Source organism: Devosia sp. CN2-171, from assembly GCF_049354815.1.
Classification (GTDB): Bacteria; Pseudomonadota; Alphaproteobacteria; order Rhizobiales; family Devosiaceae; genus Devosia_A.
In genome coordinates, this window is the sequence record NZ_CP186479.1 from 945,171 (window position 1) to 961,147 (window position 15,977).

General features: G+C 65.8%; 14 protein-coding genes and 1 pseudogene. 3 read left to right on the forward strand and 12 right to left on the reverse strand.

All coding sequences use genetic code 11. The features are described from left to right. Positions 1 to 9: 9 nt before the first annotated feature. The 8 genes and pseudogenes from tatC to ACOYW5_RS04870 all read right to left on the reverse strand — a co-directional run bounded on the left by tatC (position 10) and on the right by ACOYW5_RS04870 (position 9,038). Positions 10 to 843 (reverse strand): twin-arginine translocase subunit TatC, encoded by an 834-nt coding sequence (gene tatC, locus ACOYW5_RS04835; protein ID WP_423068126.1) that lies wholly within the window; start codon positions 841 to 843, stop codon positions 10 to 12. Continuing rightward, positions 840 to 1,640 carry a Sec-independent protein translocase protein TatB gene (gene tatB / locus ACOYW5_RS04840; RefSeq protein ID WP_423068127.1) on the reverse strand — a complete coding sequence of 267 codons (801 nt, stop codon included), beginning with the start codon at positions 1,638 to 1,640 and terminating at the stop codon, positions 840 to 842. Before tatB ends, tatC begins: the two co-directional genes overlap by 4 nt. A gap of 39 nt (positions 1,641 to 1,679) precedes the next feature. Continuing rightward, positions 1,680 to 1,895: a twin-arginine translocase TatA/TatE family subunit gene (tatA, locus tag ACOYW5_RS04845; RefSeq protein ID WP_423068128.1), complete on the reverse strand. Its 216-nt coding sequence runs from the start codon at positions 1,893 to 1,895 to the stop codon at positions 1,680 to 1,682. Between the two features lie 116 nt (positions 1,896 to 2,011). Then, positions 2,012 to 2,683: an SMC-Scp complex subunit ScpB gene (scpB, locus tag ACOYW5_RS04850; RefSeq protein ID WP_423068129.1), complete on the reverse strand. Its 672-nt coding sequence runs from the start codon at positions 2,681 to 2,683 to the stop codon at positions 2,012 to 2,014. Between the two features lie 92 nt (positions 2,684 to 2,775). Continuing rightward, positions 2,776 to 3,474 (reverse strand): annotated as a pseudogene (locus ACOYW5_RS04855) (segregation and condensation protein A); the annotation flags it as partial. Positions 3,475 to 3,546: 72 nt separating this feature from the next. Next, positions 3,547 to 5,991, reverse strand: coding sequence for an SPOR domain-containing protein (locus ACOYW5_RS04860; RefSeq protein ID WP_423068130.1), 2,445 nt, complete (start codon positions 5,989 to 5,991; stop codon positions 3,547 to 3,549). 91 nt (positions 5,992 to 6,082) lie between these two features. Then, positions 6,083 to 7,819 carry an arginine--tRNA ligase gene (gene argS / locus ACOYW5_RS04865; RefSeq protein WP_423068131.1) on the reverse strand — a complete coding sequence of 579 codons (1,737 nt, stop codon included), beginning with the start codon at positions 7,817 to 7,819 and terminating at the stop codon, positions 6,083 to 6,085. A gap of 31 nt (positions 7,820 to 7,850) precedes the next feature. After that, positions 7,851 to 9,038 (reverse strand): deoxyguanosinetriphosphate triphosphohydrolase, encoded by a 1,188-nt coding sequence (locus tag ACOYW5_RS04870; RefSeq protein WP_423068132.1) that lies wholly within the window; start codon positions 9,036 to 9,038, stop codon positions 7,851 to 7,853. Between the two features lie 85 nt (positions 9,039 to 9,123). Between ACOYW5_RS04870 and ACOYW5_RS04875 the strand changes: the two genes are divergently transcribed. From ACOYW5_RS04875 to xth, 3 genes are all read left to right on the forward strand, one after another. Then, entirely contained in the window at positions 9,124 to 9,477 is a 354-nt protein-coding gene (locus ACOYW5_RS04875) for a HesB/IscA family protein (RefSeq protein WP_423068133.1), read from the forward strand. 83 nt (positions 9,478 to 9,560) lie between these two features. Further along, positions 9,561 to 10,664, forward strand: coding sequence for a serine hydrolase domain-containing protein (locus ACOYW5_RS04880; protein WP_423068134.1), 1,104 nt, complete (start codon positions 9,561 to 9,563; stop codon positions 10,662 to 10,664). A 36-nt stretch (positions 10,665 to 10,700) separates the two neighbouring features. Continuing rightward, on the forward strand, positions 10,701 to 11,480 hold the full coding sequence (gene xth, locus ACOYW5_RS04885; protein WP_423068135.1) for an exodeoxyribonuclease III: 780 nt from the start codon (positions 10,701 to 10,703) through the stop codon (positions 11,478 to 11,480). 156 nt (positions 11,481 to 11,636) lie between these two features. Here xth and ACOYW5_RS04890 read toward each other — a convergent pair whose 3' ends face one another. The 4 genes from ACOYW5_RS04890 to ACOYW5_RS04905 all read right to left on the reverse strand — a co-directional run bounded on the left by ACOYW5_RS04890 (position 11,637) and on the right by ACOYW5_RS04905 (position 15,971). Then, positions 11,637 to 11,855, reverse strand: coding sequence for a hypothetical protein (locus tag ACOYW5_RS04890; protein WP_423068136.1), 219 nt, complete (start codon positions 11,853 to 11,855; stop codon positions 11,637 to 11,639). Between the two features lie 70 nt (positions 11,856 to 11,925). Continuing rightward, positions 11,926 to 12,723, reverse strand: coding sequence for a tetratricopeptide repeat protein (locus ACOYW5_RS04895; RefSeq protein ID WP_423068137.1), 798 nt, complete (start codon positions 12,721 to 12,723; stop codon positions 11,926 to 11,928). A 34-nt stretch (positions 12,724 to 12,757) separates the two neighbouring features. Beyond that, positions 12,758 to 14,482: a dihydroxy-acid dehydratase gene (gene ilvD, locus ACOYW5_RS04900; protein ID WP_423068138.1), complete on the reverse strand. Its 1,725-nt coding sequence runs from the start codon at positions 14,480 to 14,482 to the stop codon at positions 12,758 to 12,760. Between the two features lie 484 nt (positions 14,483 to 14,966). Next, complete coding sequence (locus ACOYW5_RS04905) at positions 14,967 to 15,971, reverse strand: CorA family divalent cation transporter (RefSeq protein ID WP_423068139.1); 1,005 nt, start codon at positions 15,969 to 15,971, stop codon at positions 14,967 to 14,969. Positions 15,972 to 15,977: the final 6 nt, after the last annotated feature.

A 15,977-nucleotide genomic window follows, 5' to 3' on the forward strand; every position in this document is an offset into this window, starting at 1 on the left:
TCTCCTCTGTCAGCTCGCGGCGGTACCGTCGTCGCTGGTGCCCTCGGCCGCCAGCGTCTTGGCACGGCGCCTTTCGATCAGGGTCACCGACCAGATCGAGAGCTCGTAGAGCAGATACATCGGCAGCGACAGGCCGATCTGCGAGATCGGATCGGGCGGCGTGATGAAGGCGGCAAAAATCAGGATGCCGACGATCGCGTACTTGCGTCCCTTCTTCAGCGAGGCGCTCGACACAAGGTCGATCTGCGCGAGCAACGTCAGGATCACCGGCAACTGGAAGCAGATGCCGAACGCGATGATCAGCGTCATGGCCAGGCCAAGGTACTCGCTGACCTTGGCGAGCAGCTTGATCTCGGGCGTTTCCATCGCGTGGAAGAAGTGCATCGCGAGCGGCAGAACCGCGAAATAGACCATGCAGGCGCCGAGTATGAAAAAGATCGGCGTCGCAATGAGATACGGGATGAACGCGCGGCGCTCTTTCTTGTAGAGGCCGGGCGCAACGAAGCCGTAGACCTCAGTGGCGAGGTACGGGAACCCGATGAACACCGCGCCGAACAGCGCGAGGCTCAGCTGGGTGAAGAAGAATTCCTGCGGCGCGGTGTAGATGAGCTCCACCGGCTGCGGGTAGATGGCGTTGCGGTACGGCTGCACCAGAACGTCGAAGATCGGTCCGGCGAAAAAGAAGCAGACGATCAGCAGCCCGAGGATCACGAGCAACGAGCGGATCAGGCGCTTACGCAGCTCGATGAGATGATCGAGCAGTGGCGCTTCGCTGCCGGCCAGCTCGTCTTCTGTCTCGGCGGTCTTGGGCGCTTCGAGTTTGGTCTGCTCGGCCATGGTCATGACGTCTTCTTGGCGGCGGACGCCTTGGTGGCGGGCTTCTTGGCAGCCGGCTTGGTCGCGGCCGGCTTCTCGGTCGCAGCAGCCTTTGCAGTCACAGCGGGCTTAGGAGATGCGGCCTTCTTCGCCGCGGGAGGCTTCTTGGCCACGGGGGCCGCAGCTGTCTTCACTGCAACAGGCGCCGCTTCAGTCGCCGGTGCCTTTGGCTTAGCCGCAGTCTTCTTTGCCGTGACCTTCGGCGCGACGGCTTCAACCGGCGCAGGCGGCTCGACCGGCTTTTTCGCTTTCGGTGCGGCCTTGGTGGCCGGCTTCACCGGGGCGAGTTCGGCGGTATCGACTTTGCTCTCGGTCGGCTTCTTGATGCGGGCGGGACGGGCCGCCTTCACCGGCGCCTTGGCGGTCACCACGGGCGCAGTAGCGACTGTGGCGGCAGGTGCCACCAGTGGCGTCGCGATCCCGGCTGCAGCCTTGATCTCTGCTACAACGCTTTGCGCCTTGGGGTCGGCCGGCTTGATGGCTCCCGAGGGCTTCACCTCGCCGGTGGCGGTCGTGGTGTTGAATTCCTTGCGGATCGCGTCGGCAGTCGCCTTGAGTGGCTGCGTGACGGAGTTTCGCAGGTTGGTGATTTCGTTGAGGCCGGTGGTCTTGTTCAGCTCGCGCTGAAAATCCTGGCCCATCCGCCGGACGGTACCGGCGAACTGACCAACCCGGCGCATCAACGCGGGCAATTCCTTGGGACCTATGACAATCAGGGCAACAACCCCGATCACGAGCATTTCGGTCCAGCCGACGCCGAGCATACAGTTAGCTCCAGAGAGCGGATGTCAGACCCTGAAGGATCAGGCGTCCTTCTTTTCGGGCTGAGCGACCGGCTCGACGGTCGTCGAAGCATCGATCTGCGCGGCGGGCTTGTTTTCCTCGTCGCGCATACCCTTCTGGAACGACTTGATGCCGGAAGCGACTTCGCCCATGAGGCCGGCGATTTTGCCGCGTCCGAACAACAGGATCACGACGATCGCTACGACGATGATGCCCCAAATTCCTGGCGCGTGCATATGAAGTCTCCGAGAAAGCCGAACGCTCTACCTTAGCGCAGAGAAATAGGTTCAATCCTTGGCGAACACAAGGACGTGTTGGGGTTCCGTGACAATTCGTGCCCCGAAGTAAATGCTCACTCGACCGGATCGCTCTCGCCCTGATCGTCGGGCTCGAGCGGGTCTTCGTCGTCGCGCAGCGGCCCATCGAAGGGCAGCGGGACCTGGAAGGCGGGCGGCAGACGGCTCGACAGCAGCCCCGAGCCCTTCAGTTCATCGAGGCCCGGCAGGTCAGCCAGGCTCTCGAGTCCGAAATGATCGAGGAAAGCCTCGGTCGTTCCGTAGGTCACAGGGCGTCCGGGTGTGCGCCGGCGTCCGCGCATGCGAACCCAGCCGGTCTGCATCAGGATGTCGAACGTGCCGCCGCCGCTGGCGACGCCGCGCACTTCCTCCACCTCGGCCCGGGTCGCCGGCTGGTGGTAGGCGATGATAGCCAGCGTCTCGAGCGCCGAGCGCGACAGCTGGCGGCTCTCGGTCTCCTCGCGGCGGAGGAGGAACGACAGGTCGTCGGCGGTGCGGAAGGCCCACTTGTCGCCGCGCCGCACCAGATTGACGCCACGGCCCGCGTAGCGCTCGGCCAGCCGTGCCAGTAGCACGGGGATGTCGGCCCCCTCCCCCAGGTACGGCGCGACGTCGGCTGGCGACAGCGGGTCGGCAGAAGCGAAGAGGATGGCCTCGAGGATACGGAGATTACGTTCCCCGATCTCGCCGTGCTCATCGAAATCGGTGTCGCCCATGGCGTCGGTCATTGCTTGTTCCCGTCACCCTGGCGGCGGCGCATGAACAGCGGGCCGAATGTCAGGGTCTGGCGCAGTTCTATTTGCCCCTGCCGGGCCAGTTCAAGGCTCGAGGCAAAGCTTGACGCGGTGGCGGTCTTGCGCTGCTCCGGATCGGTCAGGTAGCGGTCGAGATACGCGTCGAGCGGCACCCAGTCCATGCTCTCGCCGATCAGCCTGGCGAGGATCTCGCGGGCCTCTTGCAGCGACCAGACGCTGCGTTCGAACAGGTGATAGTCCTGCGGCACGCCGCGCTCACGGCCGGACGCATAGGCCTTGAGCAGGTCGTAGAGCGATGCTTCCCAGAGGTTCCGGCGCTCGACCAGAACCGGCTCGGGCTGGCCGCGCACATAGACGTCGCGACCGAGGCGTGGCCGGTTGACCAGTTGCATCGCCGCCTTGCGCATGGCCTCGAGCCGCTTCAGCCGGAACTGCAGCAGCGCGGCCATCATCTCGCCGCTCGGCTCTTCGTCGCTGGGGGCATGCGGCACCATCAGCCGGCTTTTGAGATAGGCCAGCCACGCCGCCATCACGAGATAGTCGGCGGCGATCTCGATGCGCTTCTCGCGCACGGTTTCGATGAACAGGAGGTACTGCTCGGCAAGGGCCAGGACGGAGATCTTGCCGAGATCGACCTTCTGGCGCCGCGCGAGGTCGAGCAGCAAGTCGAGCGGGCCTTCATAGCCGGTGACGTCGACGTAGAGCACTTCGTCGTCGGGCGGCGCATCAGGCGCCGCGAACCAGTCCTGCGATGTGCCGCTCATAGCGCCGCCTTGTCCATTAAAGGCGGATTTGGTCCCTAACCGGGCAAGGCGTCAAGGAAGTGCCGACGGCGATCAACCGCCAATCGGCACGCAATCGACCCCGTTTGCCTTCAGGCTGGCGCAGGTCTGCGTCGCTTCCTGAAACGAGTCGACCGGAAGGACGACGCGATACCAGGTGCCCTTGGCACCAAGGTTCACCTGCCGGACGGCAAGGCTGCGACCGGCGAGCAGGCCCGAGAGACGGTTCTGCGTGGCGCGGAGCGAGCTCTGTGCATCGGCTTCGGTGGGCTGCGAGCTCAACTGGACATAGGGACCCGAGCCGCCAGACGACACAGGTGCGGGCTGCGTCGCAGCAGTCTGCGTGCCGAGATCGACGGGCTGAGCAGCGGCAATCGGCTGATTGGCGCCGCCACCGAGCACCGAGCGATCGGTCGGGCGTGCAACCGGGATCGGCGCAACGATGGTGGGATCAATGGTGGCGCCGGTGGGCGGGGTTTCCGTCAAGGCGGAGACTTGAGTCGAGTCAGTCGCAGCGGCGGGATCGGTAAGCGCTCCGGCCGCAGTCGCTGCATCGGCCGTGCCGCTGGGCAGCGCCGCGAGAAGCTCGGACGGCTGCACGTCGGCGCCCGGAAGCTCCGGCACTGCCGGACGATCGACCGGCAGTTCCTCGTTGCCCGCGACAGCTTCGTCACCGGAAACAATCGTGCCATCCGGGCGGACCGTAACCGTGCGCACCTTGCGGTTCGCCAGTTCACTCTCGCCGGTATCGCCAGACTCGTCGCCAACGGTGGTCGCAACGTCGGCGACGCTGGTCGCCTCGCTGTCGTCACGCGAGACGAGCTGCTCGTCGGTCGGAGCGGCCGCGTTGCCGTCCAGTTCGTTGAAAACGACCGAGCCCTGGTTGGTCGGCGCGGCTACCGCCGGCGGGGGCGGCTCCTTCACGGGGGTCGCGTCAGCCGTCAGCACCGGTGCCTCGGCGTCGTTGCTGCGGCCCATGCCGAGAACCCAGTAGAGGCCAAAGCCGGCGGCGAGCAGCAGCGTTCCAGCCACGGCCATGCCGACATACTGGCGCATGCCGCCGGAGCGGCGCTCCGGCTTGGCCTTGACGCGCTTATAGGGGCTCGGTTCGGCCCGCACGCCGTCGATGCGGCCAACCTCCGCGCCGCTGGCAGCGGCAGCAGCAAGAATGGCGGCCTCGGCGGAGGCGACCTGCGGCTCAGTATCTTTGATCGTGGCGCGACGCGGCGCGAAGCCGGTAGTCAGCGGCGGCACGACCGGCGGGGTCTGCTGCGGCGCCGGAGTGGGTGCGGCTGCCGGTGCGACCGGCTTGTCGCTGGTCAGTTCGACGCGGACGGCTTCGCCGATCAGGCTCTCGATCTCGTCCATCGGATCGGCAGCCGGCTGCGGCCGGGGGGCCTGCACCTTGCTGGTCGGGCCGAATACCGGGGCCACGCCAAAGCGGTCTTCGGCGCGGACGGCGGGCTGTGCGACCGGAGCCGGACCGCGGCCCGGACCAAGATTGGGTTGTGGACGCGGCGCGGGGGCTGGCGCAAGGCCAGGCTGCGGGAACGGACGCGGCGCCGGCTGGACCGACTGCGGCGGTTCCTCGACCTCGGCCGTATCCAGTTCGGCAGCGATGAGGTCGGCGATCGGATCACCCGAGGACGCCGGCTTGGGTGCGGGAGCCGGCGTGGGCGCCTTGGCCTGCGGAGCAATCGGTTCCGGCGGCGACGTGGCGAAGCCGAAATCGAAGTCGAAATTGTCGGTTGCGGGCGATGCCTGGGCGGCGGCCACCATCGGGGCGGCAGGCGCGGCCGCAGGGCGAACGACCGGCGCAGCAGGCGCCGGAGCGGGCTCGGCCTGCACCGGCTTGGCGAACGCCGATTCCATCTCGATCGTCGGATCGGCCGCCGGGAACACCGGCGCAGGAGCCGGAGCGGCAACCGGGGCGAACGCGGGAGCCGATACCGGCGGCGTCACGGATACGGGTGCGGGCCTGGAGGGCTCGATGACCGCCGCAGGAATAGGACGGGACGCGACGGGCTTGGGGATCTCGCGATCCTGCCAGCTGGACATCGGCTCCGGCTTGAAGGTCGATGCCGCCGGCAGCGTACCGAAGTCGATCGAAGCGGCCGGCTTGGCCGCGGGCGGCGTTATCGTCGGCGCGAGCGTCGGGGCTACTGTCGTCGGCGCGGGTGCAGTCGCCGCGACGGGCGCGGAGACCGGCTGATCCATGCCGGGAATACGGAACACGCCCGGCGCGGGCGCCGAAGGCGGAGCTGCCGGCGTAGGTGCGGCCGCTACCGGGGCAGCCGGCGCGTCCATGCCTGGGATACGAACGGGCGATGGAGCCGGTGCCTGGGGCGCGGGCGCGTCTGGCAGCGTGACCAGCTTGGGCGCAGGCCGGGGCTCAGGTTCGGGTGACCCGGCGTTGCTCGCCATTAGCTTGGCGAGTTCGGCGATCAGGTCGTCGGATTTTTCCTGGCCATCAGGCATCTGCTGCGGTCTCGCTGTCATTGAAAGCAGCGCCCCTGTACTCGTGGACCCGTCCGCTAGTTACGCACCCCATACTAGCGGGCCGGCCACTCTACCAACCAATGCGCCCGAATTATGAAAGCTCCTCGGGAGCAGAGACACCAAGCAGAGTCAAACCGTTGACGAGAACCTGACGCACGGCCCCGACAAGGGCGAGTCGGGCCGTAGTCAGCTTTGAATCATCGGCGTTAACAAAGCGTAAGGCAACATCCTGATTGCCCTTGGCCCAGAAGCCATGAAACGCACTCGCCAGCTCGTACAAGTAGAAGGCGACCCGGTGCGGCTCATGTGCGTCGGCGGCCGAAGCAACGATGCGCGGCCACTGCGCCAGGGCCTTGATCAACTCGATATCGGCTTCCGACGACAGCAGTGACAGATCGGCCGCCGCGAGGGCCGCCGGCGAAACATCGAGCCCCGGCAGTTCCTCGGCCACCTTGCGGAACACCGAGTAAGTCCGGGCGTGCGCGTACTGCACGTAGAATACCGGATTGTCGCGCGTCTGCTCCTTCACGACTGCGAAGTCGAAATCCATTGCAGCGTCGTTCCGCCGATATAGCAGCATGAAGCGGGTGGCGTCGGAGCCGACCTCTTCTACCACGTCGGAGAGCAGAACCAGGTCGCCCGAACGCTTGCTCATCTTGAACGGCTCGCCGTTCTTCAGCAGCCGCACCAGCTGGCAGATGCGGACGTCGATCTCCGCCTCGCCGAGCGAAATCGCCTTCACGGCCGCCTGGAGCCGCTTCACATAGCCCGAGTGGTCGGCGCCGAGCACGTTGACCATGTGCTTGAAGCCGCGCAGGTATTTGTTGCGGTGATAGGCGATGTCGGCGGCAAAGTAGGTGTAGGCCCCGGTCGACTTGACCAGCGGCCGGTCAACGTCATCGCCGTAGTTGGTGGCGCGGAACAGCGTCTGCTCGCGATCCTCCCAGTCCTCCGGAGTCTTGCCCTTGGGCGGCTCGAGCCGGCCCTGGTAGACCATGTCCTGCGAGCGTAACCATTCTAGCGTCAGGTCGACGTCGCCGCCCTGCCCGTGCAGCTGGCGCTCGGAGAAGAATACGTCGTGGTGGATGTTGAGCTTGGCGAGGTCGGCCCGGATCAGGTCCATCATCGCGGCCAGCACCCTGTCCTTGACCAGCGCCAGCGCCTCAGCCTCGGGCCTATCGAGCAGCGCCGTGCCGAACTCGGCCTTCAGCGCCTGCCCGACCGGGACCAGATAATCGCCCGGGTAGAAACCCGAGGGAATCTCGATCGTCTCGCCCAGCGCCTCGCGGTAGCGCAGCATGGTCGATTTGGACAGCGTATCGATCTGGCTGCCGGCGTCGTTGATGTAATACTCGCGCGTCACGTCGTAGCCGACATAGGCCATGAGCGAAGCCAGCGCATCGCCGAACACGGCGCCACGCGTATGGCCCACATGCATCGGGCCGGTCGGGTTGGCCGAGACATACTCGACGTTCACCCGCTCGCCCTTGCCGATGTCGGCCTTGCCGAAATCAGCGCCGACGGACTTCAGCACGGCGTGCCAGATCGGCGTCTTGAGCCGGAAGTTGAGGAAGCCGGGGCCGGCGACTTCGACGGAAGCCACGTCGGCGTCCATCTTGAAATGCTCGGCAAGCGCCGAAGCCACGTCGCGCGGGTTCTTGCCGAGGGGCTTCGCCACCACCATCGCGGCATTGCTCGACAGGTCGCCATGCGCGGCATCTCGCGGCGGCTCGACCACCAGGCGCGACAGGGCTTCGCCGGTGACTTCCGGGTAGAGTGCCCTAAGGGCGTCGGCGACGCGGGTGGCGAACAGCGCGAAAACGTTCATTTCAGTGCCTTTTGGGAAGGGTCCGGTGCCCCTACCCCAAAGCCCCTGCCCCGTCAAACAGGCGGGCATGTTGCTCAAGGGCGTATGGGTCGGTCATCCCGGCCACGAAATCGGCGACGATGCGGGCCCTGGTGCCGCGATCGGACGCGGCGCGCGCTGCCTCGCCCCAGCTGCCGGGCATGGCTGAAGTGACCATGTAGTGGTCGAACAGCATCGAGACGACCGTCTGGCTGCGGCGGACCGGCGCCATCACCTCGTCGCTGCGATAGACGTGGTCGAAGAGGAAGCGCTTCAGCCCCCGCTCGGCCTCCGCCACAGGCGGCGAGTAGCGGATCAAGGTACGGCCAGCGAAGCGCACATCGTCGGCGGATTGCGGCGCGACTTCGGCGATGTTGCGGGTGCTCTCGGCAATCACATCCTCGATCTGCGCGGTGATCAGCCGGCGCTGCACCTCATGCGCCTGCCGGCTGCGCTCGATGTCGGGCCAGTGCGCCAGCACGTCTCGCGCGAAGGGGCCGACCAGCGGCACGTCGGCGAGGTCGCCGATGCGGATCAACCCGGCGCGCAGGGCATCGTCGATGTCGTGCGAGTTGTAGGCGATGTCGTCGGCGATGGCCGCGGCCTGCGCCTCGAGGCTGGCGTAGCTCCACGGCATCAGGTCGGCGCTGGCCGGGATATCATTGAGCCCGACGGGAACCGGATGGTCGGCACGAAGTGCCCGGCCGTTCCGATCGACCAGCGGACCATTGTGCTTGAGGATACCCTCGAGCGCCTCCCAGCTGAGGTTCAGCCCGTCATGCTCGGCATAGCGGTTCTCGAGCCGGGTGACGACGCGGATGGCCTGCATATTGTGGTCGAAGCCGCCCCACTCGCTCAGCTTCTCGTTGAGCACGCGCTCTCCGGCATGGCCGAAGGGCGTGTGGCCGAGGTCGTGGGCCAGCGCCACTGCCTCCGCCAGGTCCTCATCCAGCGCCAGCGCCCTGGCGATCGAGCGGGCCATCTGGCTCACTTCGAGCGTATGGGTCAGGCGGGTACGAAAATGCTGCCCTTCGTGGTGCAGAAAGACCTGCGTCTTGTGCTGCAACCGGCGGAAGGCGGTGGAGTGAATGATGCGGTCGCGATCGCGCTGGAATTCGGAGCGTGTCGGGCTGGTGCCGGGGTCGAACAGGCGGCCGCGGCTCTTTGACGGATCGGAGGCATATGCTGCGCGTTCAGCCATTATGCGCCAAGACCCTTTTCATCGTCATCTGACGATATTAGATTGTAACCGTGAGCCGCACCCTCCAGCGGCCGGAAGGTACTGCATGTCCGAAGTTGCTCTAGCACCGAACAATGTCGTTTTGACAGACCGCGCCGCCAAGCGGATCGGGCGCATCCTCAGCAAACAGGGCGAAGGCACGGTGCTCCGCATCGCCGTCGCGGGGGGCGGCTGTTCCGGCTTCCAGTACGAGTACAATCTGGTCAAGGAAACGCCGACGGCCGACGACCTGGTGCTGACCAACGGCAGTGCCACGGTGCTGATCGACTCGCTCAGCCTCGAGTTCATGGGCGGCGCCGAGATCGACTATGTCGATGACCTCATCGGCCAGAGCTTCCAGATCAGGAACCCGAACGCCGTCGCCGGCTGCGGCTGCGGCACCAGCTTCGCCGTAGCGTGAGCGACTGGTCGGATAGGCCTTTCGGCGGCTTGCAACCCGTGTCGCTGAACCGTTAGCATCCTCTCGAATTCGGGAGGACTCCAATGAGTTTGCAGAACAAGCTGGACGCGGCGATCGACGCCGCGCTCGGGAGCCGTATTGTCGGCTGCGTCGTGCTGGTCAACCAGGACGGCAAGGAAGTTTACGCGCGCACGGCCGGTCTCGCCGACCGCGAGGCCAACCGAAAACTCGAGCGCGATGCCATCTGGCGGCTTGCTTCGATCACCAAGCCCACAGTCGCGACCGCGGCGCTGAAGATGATGGAAGCCGGCCTGCTCGGGCTCGACGATCCGGTCACCAAATACCTGCCCTATTTCACGCCCGCGAGCCCGGATGGCGTGGTCCGGCCGATCACCATCCGCCAGTTGCTGTCGCACAGTTCCGGCCTCTCCTACGAAACGACGCCCGCCGACGTATCGCCCGGCATGTCCGGACCGTTCCTTTCGCTCGAAGAGAACCTGCGCCGCCTGGCCAAGGCGCCGCTGGTGTTCGCGCCCGGGACCGGGTGGGCCTATGGCACCAGCATCGACGTGGTCGGTGGCGTGCTCGCAGCGATCAACGGCTCGACACTCGAAGCGGCGGTAAACAAGTATGCCGCCGGTCCGCTGGGCATGGTTGACTGGCGCTTCACGCCGACCGATGCGACCCGTGTCACGGCCAACTACTACAACGGCGAGTTGCCCAAGCCCGCGATCGTCCCGCCGGTACGGATCACATCCGAGAACAAGCAGGGCACGACTTTCGACCCCGATCGCATCTTCCGCGCCGATGCGCCGCAATCGGGTGGCGGTGGCTCGTGCGGGACGGCCGACGACGTGATGAAGATGCTCGAGGTCTATAATGGCGGCACTTTCCTGAAGCCTTCGACCACCGCCGAAGCCTTCACCAACCAGATCGGTACGCTGCCGCGCCGCGAAGGCGACGCCGGCAAGCGCTTCACCATCCTCGGCGCGGTCATCGACGATCCGAAGGCAGCCCGGAGCCCCTGCCCGGTCGGCACGCTCGACTGGGGCGGCGCCTGGGGCCATAACTGGATCATCGACCGGACCAACAAGCTCACGATCGCTGTCCTCACCAACGTCGCGCCCGAAGGCTGCAACGGCCCGTTCCGCGAGGACATCCGCGACGCGGTTTACGCCTCACTGTGAGACAGCTAGGCTCCCGTGCTGAACGGGAGCCTACTCATGCGCATCGCCACCTGGAACATCAACGGCGTCAAGGCGCGGCAGGGACTTCTTCTCAAATGGCTTGAGGAAGAATCGCCCGATATCGTCTGCCTGCAGGAGATTAAGTCGATCGACGAGGCGTTCCCGCGCATGGAGATCGCTGCGCTCGGCTACAATATCGAGACGTTCGGGCAGAAGAGCTGGAACGGCGTCGCCATCCTTTCGAAGCACCGCTTCGACGAGGTGACGCGCGGCCTGCCCGGCGACGATGGCGACGAGCAGTCGCGGCTGATCGAGGGCATGTTCTCGGTCGAGGGCGGCGTCGTGCGCGTCTGCTGCATCTATCTGCCCAACGGCAATCCGGTCGGTACCGACAAGTTCACCTACAAGCTCAGCTGGATGGATCGGCTGCACACGTTCGTCGAAGGCCGGCTGGCGCTCGAGGAGCCGTTCATCCTCCTTGGCGACTTCAACATCATCCCCGCCAATGTCGACGCGACCTTCCCGGAAAAGTGGGTTGGCGACGCGGCATTCCGGCCCGAGAGCGCCGAGCGGTGGCGCGCCCTGCTCAATCTTGGCCTCACCGACGCCCAGCGCGCCATCACGGACGAGCCCTCGCTGACCTTCTGGGATTTCCGGACGTTCGGCTGGGAGCGCAAGGACGGCATCCGCATCGACCACCTGCTGCTGTCGCCGCAGGCGGCCGACCGGCTCGAAGATGTGGTGGTGCACTCCGCCGAGCGCGGCAAGGAAAAGCCCAGCGATCACGTGCCGGTCGTGGGTACGTTCGCGTTCTAGGACGGCGTAGCGGCCGGCATTTGCGCTGCAATCTGCCCCAACTACAGGCTGTCATCCCTGCGAAGGCAGGGATCCACCTGTCAGCCGCGCTTGCGGAAACTTGGATCCCTGCCTTCGCAGGGATGACACGTGGTGGGTTGATTAGGGCGAGCGGGCCTAGCGGATATTCCCGCTCAAGCCCTTAGTCGTATCGCTCTGCGACTTAAACGTGGTCACCTTTGCTTCGGCGACCTGGATGGTGTCGTCGCGCTTGAGCATCTTGCCGAACGTGGCCTGTGCCACGCGCATCTGGGCGGAGACGTCGTTCATCAGCCCATGGACATCCTTGGGCAGGGTGATGATGACGATGAGAGCGAGGATAATGGGCAGACGCATGATGGGAACCAACGGGCTAACTGGCCCGATAGTTGCCACCCTGCGCCTGAACTCGCGCTGAACGGTTCGGTCAGAGTCCGCCGAAGCGGGTCCCGAGGGAATCGGCCAGTTCGACCGCCTGCTTGCGCTGCTCGGGTGTGGCGACCGACATCGCTGTGTTCAGGAGGTCAGCGATCCAGCTCTCGTCGATCGTCCCGGCCGAGCGGCGCGAGGCGACGGTGAGCCACATCAGCCCTTCGATCGGATCGGCGGCGATGCCCTGCCCGTTGAACAGCATGTTGCCGAGCTTGGCCTGTGCGCCGGCATGTCCCTTGCGGGCAGCCAGGTTCAGCCAGCGCGCGCTCTGCAGCGGGCTGTCGCCCAGTTCGGCGTCGTCTAGATAGAGTTCGCCGACCTTGTACTGCGCATCGGCGTCGCCGAAGTAGGATGCCGCGTGCATGATCAGCTTGTTCGAATAGGCCTCGTTCTTCGCGATGCCGGCTTCAGGCAGGCCGGTGCGATAGTACTCGCCGACCTTGAGGAAGGACTGCGCGACGATGTCGGCCTCGACGCCCTTGGGCGCCGTGTCGGCGTGCTCGTCGGCGATCTGGCTGAAATAGCCGAAGGCCTTCACCGGATCCTTGTTCACGCCCTCGCCCGTCTCATACATGAGGCCGAGCTGGTAGAGTGCCATTGGCTGCCCGGCGAGCGCTGCGTCCTCGAGGGCCGCGATCAGGTCCTTGCTCGAAATGCCGCCCCCGGCGCCATCGAGCGAGTTGGCCATGGCCAGCGCGGCGTCTGCCGCGGTCTCGGGCGCAGCTGGCAGGGACGGCAGCACGCCGCTTACCTGCGCCGCAGCCGGGGTGGCAGCACCAGCAATCGCGAACACAGCCCAAAACGCAACGGAGACAAGGGCTCCTGCCCTAAATGTCCGCATACTGCTCCTTCTCGCCCTTCGCACCGGGGTTGGTCAGCGCGCCGAAGCGTGCCGGCCCCACCAGTTGGGCATATTTCCAGATGGCGCCCGAGCCATACTCGGTTTCGCGCGGGGCCCAACTGGCCTTGCGCTGGGTAAGTTCCTCGTCCGACACATTGACCGAGATCTCGCCGGTCGTGGCGTCGAGCGTAATGATGTCGCCGTCATTGATGTGGGCGATCGGGCCGCCGATTGCCGCTTCGGGGCCGACATGGCCGACACAGAAGCCGCGGGTGGCGCCGGAGAAGCGGCCGTCGGTAATGAGCGCAACCTTGTCGCCCATGCCCTGGCCGTAAAGCGCAGCGGTGGTCGACAGCATTTCGCGCATGCCGGGACCGCCCTTCGGACCCTCGTAGCGGATGACGAGCACGTCGCCTTCCTTGTACTCACGCTTCTCGACGCACTCGAAGCACGCCTCTTCGTTATCGAAGACACGCGCCGGGCCGACAAAACGCAAGTTCTTGAGGCCAGCAACCTTAACGATCGCGCCGTCGGGGGCGAGATTGCCGCGCAGCGCAACCACGCCGCCGGTAGGCGAAATCGGGTTGGTCGTGGCGCGGATGACGTCCTGCTCGGTGTTGAAATTCACCTTGGCTAGGTTCTCGGCGATGGTCTTGCCGGTCACCGTCATGCAGTCGCCGTGCAGGTACCCGCCATCGAGCAGCGCCTTCATCACCAGCGGGATGCCGCCGGCTTCGAACAGGTCCTTGGCGACGTAGCGGCCACCCGGCTTCAAGTCGCCGATATACGGGGTCTTCTTGAAAATCTCGCCGACGTCGAACAGGTCGAAGTCGATGCCCGCCTCGTGGGCCATCGCAGGCAGGTGCAGCGCGGCATTAGTCGAGCCACCGGTCGCGGCGACGGTCATCGCGGCGTTTTCGAAGGCCTTGCGGGTGACGATGTCGCGCGGGCGGAGTTGGACCTTCAGCAGTTCCATCACCTGCTCGCCGGCCTTGGCGCAGAGCGCGTCACGGATTTCGTAGGGCGCCGGAGCGCCGCAGCTGTAGGGCAGCGCGAGGCCGATGGCCTCAGCCACCATGGCCATGGTGTTGGCGGTGTACTGGCCACCGCATGAACCGGCCGACGGGCAGGCAACGCGCTCGAGTTCATCGAGCGTCTCGTCGTCCATCTTGCCGACCGAGTGGAGGCCGACGGCCTCGAACAGATCCTGCACCACGACATCGCGGCCGCGGAAGCGGCCCGGCAGGATCGAGCCGCCATAGATGAAGATCGACGGCACATTGAGGCGGATCATCGCCATCATCATGCCCGGCAGCGACTTGTCGCATCCGGCCATGGCGACCAGCGCGTCATAGCTATGGCCGCGCATGGTGAGCTCGACCGAGTCGGCGATCACGTCGCGGCTCGCCAGCGAGGACTTCATGCCGGCATGGCCCATGGCGATGCCGTCGGTGACGGTGATGGTGGTGAATTCGCGCGGCGTGCCGTGGTTGGCGGCGACGCCCTTCTTCACGGCCTGTGCCTGGCGCTGCAGCGAGATGTTACAGGGGGCAGCTTCGTTCCAGGCGGTCGCCACGCCGATCAGCGGCTGGTGGATCTGCTCGGAGGTGAGGCCCATGGCGTAGAGGTATGAGCGGTGCGGGGCGCGCTCCGGCCCCTCAGTCACATGCCGCGATGGCAGCTTCGATTTGTCGACGTAGTTCGATGCCATCTCTACACCTGCTTGTCCGGCCGGTTTTGATCAGGCGCCCAGACGAGCGCCGTCCTTGCGTGTCGGCCTGACAAGGCACAAGAGCGGGAAAATCGCGAAAGGCTACGGTGCGCGGCGGAAAGCCTGCACCACTTCGCGATCTGACCGAGCCCCAGTCCTCTTCTTCTTTTAGGGTCAGAATGTGGCGGGGTTCCTCAGCAAAACGTTGACCGACCGGGGTGGCAAACGGGATTCAAACTTGCTGTTGCAAAAACGTCACGGACGATTCATCGGGCGTTCAGGATGAGGGCCGTGGAGCGACGGGAACATGCTCAGCTTGCTGGGGTTGGTCTGGTTCCACCCCCCACCAGCTGTCATCCCTGCGAAGGCAGGGATCCAACTATCAGCCTGCGCAAGCGGCGAGATGGATCCCTGCCTTCGCAGGGATGACACCGAGTGAGGTTGCGCCGCCCGGAGCCAATCCTGCTGCGGGCTGAATGAGCCCCTACATCCACTTCCGCTTGTGCATGAACAGGTAGATCGCCACGCCCAGCGCGGCCAGCCCACCCGTTACCAGCCAGAAGGCCCACGGGCTGTCGTGAAAAGGGATCCCCTCCACATTCATGCCCAGCAGCCCGCTGATCACCGTAAGCGGCATGAACACCACGGTCGCTGCAGCCAGCACCAGCATGTTGCGGTTCATCTCCTCGGCGCGGGTGTCGAGCAGCTGCTCGTGCACCAGCCCGGCGCGTTCGGAGAGCGTCTGCATCTCGTCGCCGAGGCGAGCCGTGCGCAGGGCGGCCTCTCGCAGGCGAATGCGGTCGCGATCGGTGAAGAAGCTCAGGTCCTCGATTTCTAGCGTCGTCAGCACGTCGCGCTGCGGCCAGATCAGGCGGCGCATATTGATGATGGTGCGACGGAGGGCCGCGAGCTTGGAGCGGGTGTCGGTCAGCCGCTCCATCACCAGTTCCTCCTCGACCTCGTCGAGCTTGTCGCTCAGGCGCTCGGTGAGCGGTTCGATGCGGTCTGCGGCGCGCAGGGCGAGGCGAGCCACGAGATCGGCCGGCGTGATCGGCGCGTGGCGCGTGCGCTGCCACTGCGCGATGCCGAGGAAATCGACGATGTTGAGTTCGGCGGCGACGATCACCCTGCCCTTTTCGAGCCAGAGCGAGAGCAGTTGCCGGCCGATATCGTCGGGCTCGGCGCCGGGGCGGGCGACGCGCAGCACCACCAGCGCCTGGTCGTCGAACACGGTGCAGCGGCTGCGGGTCGAGGGCACGCAAATGAGATCGGCATAGAACTCGCCGACCTCCTTCTTGAGCCAGGCCCTGAACTCCGGCGCCTTGGCGCTGCCGGAGACCAGCGCGAAGCCGGTGGTCGGCGTCTTGAAACCGGCTTCCTCTTCGTCCGGCAGGGCGCGCACGCCGCCTTTGCCGTCGAATTGCACGATGGTCATCCAGTCTTCCAGCGGCGCGCGCTGATTGCTGGCCGGTCGCCTGACTTCGCCCATCGCAGT